The sequence below is a fragment of the Streptococcus oralis genome (genome assembly GCF_001579175.1).
Taxonomy (GTDB): Bacteria; Bacillota; Bacilli; order Lactobacillales; family Streptococcaceae; genus Streptococcus; species Streptococcus oralis_O.
In genome coordinates this window covers 19,003-24,251 of the sequence record NZ_KQ970759.1, presented here as the reverse complement: position 1 = coordinate 24,251, position 5,249 = coordinate 19,003, and the positions used below count along the sequence as shown (strand labels likewise).

4 protein-coding genes, 1 pseudogene and 1 other annotated feature are annotated in these 5,249 nt (G+C 44.1%); all 5 genes and pseudogenes read right to left on the bottom strand.

Annotation, left to right across the window (positions count from 1 at the left end; translation table 11 throughout):
- Nucleotides 1-792, bottom strand: a 792-nt coding sequence (gene trpB / locus SORDD24_RS11415; RefSeq protein ID WP_231082628.1) for a tryptophan synthase subunit beta, incomplete at its 3' end; no start/stop codon positions are given.
- A 64-nt stretch (nucleotides 793-856) separates the two neighbouring features.
- Nucleotides 857-1,087: a binding site (T-box leader), on the bottom strand.
- Nucleotides 1,088-1,121: 34 nt separating this feature from the next.
- Nucleotides 1,122-2,351 carry a DegT/DnrJ/EryC1/StrS family aminotransferase gene (locus SORDD24_RS00125; protein ID WP_061406498.1) on the bottom strand — a complete coding sequence of 410 codons (1,230 nt, stop codon included), beginning with the start codon at nucleotides 2,349-2,351 and terminating at the stop codon, nucleotides 1,122-1,124.
- Between the two features lie 42 nt (nucleotides 2,352-2,393).
- Entirely contained in the window at nucleotides 2,394-3,086 is a 693-nt protein-coding gene (locus SORDD24_RS00120; protein ID WP_061406496.1) for a sugar transferase, read from the bottom strand.
- Nucleotides 3,087-3,190: 104 nt separating this feature from the next.
- On the bottom strand, nucleotides 3,191-4,933 hold the full coding sequence (locus SORDD24_RS00115; protein ID WP_061406494.1) for an ABC transporter ATP-binding protein: 1,743 nt from the start codon (nucleotides 4,931-4,933) through the stop codon (nucleotides 3,191-3,193).
- Nucleotides 4,923-5,249: pseudogene (locus tag SORDD24_RS00110) on the bottom strand (multidrug ABC transporter permease/ATP-binding protein); the annotation flags it as partial. The pseudogene SORDD24_RS00110 and the gene SORDD24_RS00115, both read right to left, overlap by 11 nt.

The window sequence follows — 5,249 nt, the reverse complement described above, 5'->3', positions numbered from 1 at the left end:
CTTGTCTGTGTCAAGTCCGTGACCGGCAGCTTCGACCCCAACCAATTTGACTTCTTCATCAGCCACATACTGTGAAAAAGCTCCAATAGCATTAGAACCACCACCTACACAAGCAATAACGTAGTCTGGCAGACGTCCTTCTTTTTCCAAGATTTGACGACGTGATTCTTCACTGATGACCTTTTGGAATTCATGAACAATCGTTGGATAAGGGTGAGGTCCAACAGCAGAACCTAAAACGTAGAAGGCTTCAAGGTCATTCATCCATGCTCCAAAGGCTGCATCAACCGCATCCTTAAGAGTTCGTGTCCCCGTTTCAACTGCGTGAACAGTCGCTCCCATCATCTCCATACGGAAAACATTGAGACGTTGGCGCTCCACATCTTCTGCCCCCATGTAGACATCACAAGCCATACCAAACTTAGCGGCCGCAGCTGCAGTCGCAACCCCGTGCTGACCAGCTCCTGTTTCTGCGATCACTCGTTTCTTGCCCATACGTTTGGCAAGAAGAATTTGCCCTAAAACATTGTTGAGCTTGTGAGAACCAAGGTGGTTAAGGTCTTCACGTTTAAGATAAATCTTAGCTCCACCTAAGTGTTCTGTCAAACTTTCCGCAAAATAGAGCGGTGTTTCGCGACCGGAATAGTCCTTCAAGTAATGACGAAATTCTGCCAAAAACTCTGGATCTTCCTTGTACTTATCAAAAGTCACTTCCAACTCATCCAACAAAGCCTGAATCGGCTCCGGTACAAAACTGCCACCAAATTGTCCAAAATATCCTTTAGTTGTCATAAATTTTTCCTCTTTCAGTATTAATTTCAAGATATGAAAAAGCCCACACACAGAATATAATCTGTGTGAGGGCGTTGGTAACGCGGTGCCACCTCAATTATAAAGGGACTATTCCCTTTACATCTCTACCTTGTCTAACAACAAGTTGCACTGTAAGGTGTGCGCACCGAATTTTCATTGTTTCAAATTCATTTTTAAAATCAGCCCACTTTCACTATTTCCAACCACCTGTTCACAATCACCACAGGCTCCCTGAAGATCAAACATAGTTACTTTTCTGATTTGTTGAGAATATTATATGCTATTGTCCGCTTTTTGTCAAGATTTTTTTATGATTTTTTTCCAGAACCGAGGATTTCTTCGGAAATTCTCACCAAAGTCTGAACAATGTAATCAACTTCTTCATCGCTTAATTTTGTATGAAGAGGAAGCGTAATTTCATTTTCAAAGAAGGCATAGGATCTTGGATAATCTGCCATATCAAAACCAAGATTCTTATAGGCTGTCAAGAGAGGAAGTGGTTTGTAGTGTACATTACTTGCAATTCCTGCTTTGGCCAATTCTTGGATGATGTGGTTGCGTTCTTCGAGACTCGCACCTTCAACATGGGTGATGTAGAGGTGACGACTTGACTCAACAGTTTCCGTTTCATGTGCCAATGGATGAATGCGAGTACCCGCAAAACCACGATCATAACGGTCCACGATTTCCTTACGACGGTCAAGCAAACTTGGGTAACGATCCAATTGTACTAGACCAAGGGAAGCCATGATATCTGTCATGTTGCACTTGTAGGCTGGTGTTACGATATCGTATTCCCATGAACCCAATTGCATCTTGGCAAGAGCATCTTTGGTTTGACCATGAAGAGAAAGAATTTGGAATTCCTTGTACATCTCTTCGTCGTCAATCGCTGGATTGGCTTTCCAAGTAGCACTTCCTCCCTCAGCAGTTGTAAAGTTTTTTACGGCATGGAATGAGAAGGAAGTAAAGTCAGCGATAGAACCCGCAGGCTGTCCTTTGTAAGTAGATCCCAAAGCATGGGCACTATCAGAGACAATCACAATACGGTTAAAGGCCTTTTGCCACTTGCTAGCAGCTGTAAAGAGGTCACGTTTTTTCTCAACAACTTGGAACAAACGGTCATAGTCGCAAACAATCCCTGCAAGCTCTACTGGAATAATCACCTTAGTCTTTTCAGTGATAGCTTGCTCAAGCAGGTCATAGTCCATCTCAAACGTATCTGCTTGGATATCGACCATGACAGGGGTTGCTCCTACGTGAGTGATGACACTACATGAAGCTGTATAGGTCATAGCTGGAACGATGACTTCATCACCAGGTCCCACTTCAAGCACACGCAAAATCAACTCAAGAGCGGCTGTCGCAGAGTTGAGGCAGACCATCTTAGGCGTCTGTGTGTATTGAGACAAGCGGCGCTCCAGTTCTTTTGTCTTAGGACCTGTTGTGATCCAGCCAGAACGAAGGGTATCCGCTACTTCAGCAATTTCTGCTTCTGTGATATCGGGTGGTGAAAATGGAATATTGTAATTTGGCATTGATTTGCTCCTTTTATCTGTACTCATTTTCTCATGACTACTTTATTTTAATACTTCAAACACGGTTTGAAACATGATTTTGATATCTCCAAAAAAACTAAATTCTCGGAGATAAGCAAGGTTATAGCGCATCTTTTCAGGAAGGACATGTTCGACATAGGCTTGGTCAACTGACATACCTTTCTCCGTCATTTGACTGATGATAGTATCCTCATCCTTGTAGTTGATGCTGGCTGGAGAGGTAATTCCTGCTGGTAAGAGCAAGGTCGCCATCATTTCAGGGCTATACTGCTCCGTGTAACGTGGCACTTCAGGTCGTGTCCCAACAAAGGACATTTCGCCTTTAAGGACATTGACCAGCTGAGGTAGTTCGTCCAAACGCACACGGCGAATGAAATTTCCCACTTTGGTAATACGGCTATCGTTAGCAGAAGTCACCAGGCTTCCTTTTTTATCCGCATCCGTTACCATGGTACGGAACTTCCAAATCTTGAACGGACGGTTGTACTGGGTCACGCGCTCTTGCTTGTAAATGACAGGTCCCTTGCTATCCAACTTGATCCAAATGCTCAAGATAAGAAAGACGGGAGAAGTCAAAAGTAGCAAAAACAGGGCCAGAACCCAATCCAGGCAACGCTTGAAAATCAGCGAACCCTTCCTTTTAGAGACAAGCTGGTAGTAAGACTCAACCTCGCTTGATTGCATTTCCACGGGTAAGTCTTCCCATTTCAGCATGCTGTTTCTCCTTTGTTTTTATTATACTATTTGTCAACATTTTTCATTATACCACAAAATAGAAAAGGCGGTGCAAGAAATCTGTGATTTAGAGGAATTCTTCTTTATGACATGGCCCCTGCCTGCAAGCTATACATCTTGTGATAGGTTCCTTCCAAGGCCAAGAGTTCCTCATGGGTGCCACTCTCGATGATGCGCCCCTTGTCCAAAACATAGATACAGTTGGCATCTTGGATGGTTGAAAGGCGATGAGCAATAGCAATGGTTGTCCGCCCCTGTCTCATCTTAGCTAGGGAATCTTGAACCAAACTTTCTGTTTCAGAGTCAATATTGGCTGTCGCTTCATCCAAAATCAGGATTTTAGGCTGACTAGCAACTGTTCTGGCAAAGGCAAGAAGCTGGCGCTGTCCAGTAGAAAAACTCGAACCACGCTCGGAAACAGGAGCATCATAGCCCTGCGGAAGGTCTTGAATAAAGGAATCTGCATCGACAAAAGTAGCTGCAGCCTGGACCTCTTCATCACTAAGATCTTGGTACATGGCGATATTGGACTTGATAGTTCCATGATAGAGGAAGGGATCCTGCAAGACCAGTCCGATGTTTTTTCTCAATTCTTCCTGGCTGTAGTCCCTAATATCCACACCATCCAAGAGAACTCGGCCTGACTGAAATTCATAAAAACGCATGAGGACATTGATAATCGAAGATTTCCCCGATCCCGTATGACCGACAAAGGCAATGGTTTCACCTTTATTGACGGTAAAGGAAATATCATCTAGAATTTGGTGTTTTCCATCATAAGAGAAGGACACATGTTCAAAGCGAATATTTCCTTCTTGGATTTCGGCAGGGTCATTCTCTTGCGCCGGTTCATAGTTGGTCTCATCAATGAGTGCAAAGACACGACCTGCTGACACCATGGAGGTCTGAAGAGTAGAAAAGTTTTGCGTTACCTCGATGAGGGGGTCAAAGAGACGATTGATGTACTGGATAAAGGCATACATGGTTCCTGCCGTTATTCCTAGATAAAGACCGCGGTAGCCAAAGTAAGCCATCAAAACGGCGTAGCCTAGGAGTTTCAGCAAACTCATGGCAGGTCTCAAAAAGAGGGCATCCAAGGCCACAGAACGGTTGGCATAGACCAAGTGTTCTTGGTTAATTTCATCAAATTCTGCTTGCAGGCGCTTCTCTTGATTAAAGGCCTGGATAATCCTGATTCCCTCAATGTTTTCTGCCAGCTTACTATTGATATCCGATAAGAGACTTCTGGTTTTTTCGATGATTTTCACTGACTTTTTCCGATAGAGATTGACCAAAAGGAAAATCAAGGGGAGAAAGAGCAAGACTAAAGCTGTCAAACGAAAATCCAGCACCAACATGGTATACAGAGTTGTCAGAAAGATAAAAACTGCTGAAATAAAGCTGGATAAAATTCCCGAAAACATATCACTGATGGTCTCAGTATCATTGGTCAAACGAGAAACGATGGAGCCTGCTGGCGTCTTGTCAAAATAAGACATGCCCAGTTTCTCCATATTGGCAAAGGCATCGCGACGAATATCCCTAACAATACTGTAGGACACCCGCGCAAAGAGAAGGTTACCGACATACTGAACCAGAGTTTGCAGGATATAAAGACCATAGTAGGCCAGCAAAACGGTCACGGCCAATTGATTAAGATTGCTGAGGTACTGGTCGATAAAGTGGGAAGCTACAAGGGGAATGACACTTTTAATGACTGTAGTCGCGAGGAGAAAACTGAGTGCCAAAAAGGTCAGGAGGCCATAGGGCTTGAGATAGGACATCAAGCGCTTCAATACAGCCCATTGTTCTTGTTTATTCTGCATCTTCTTCTCCTTTCATTTCCAACTGCTGAGACTGATAGGTTTGGGCATACCAGCCATCCATAGCTAGCAGGTCTTCGTGTGTACCCCGTTCTATGATTTGGCCATTTTGCAGAACCAAAATCAGATCTGCATGGACAACTGCACTGAGGCGATGGGCCGTGATGATGGTTGTCTTGTCTTTACGCGTTTCCTTAAGATTGTCGACGATCGCATACTCCGTCTTGGCATCCACGGCGGACAAGGAATCATCTAAAATCAAGATATCAGGATCTAAAATCATAGCCCGACTCATGGCCAGACGCTGCTTTTGCCCACC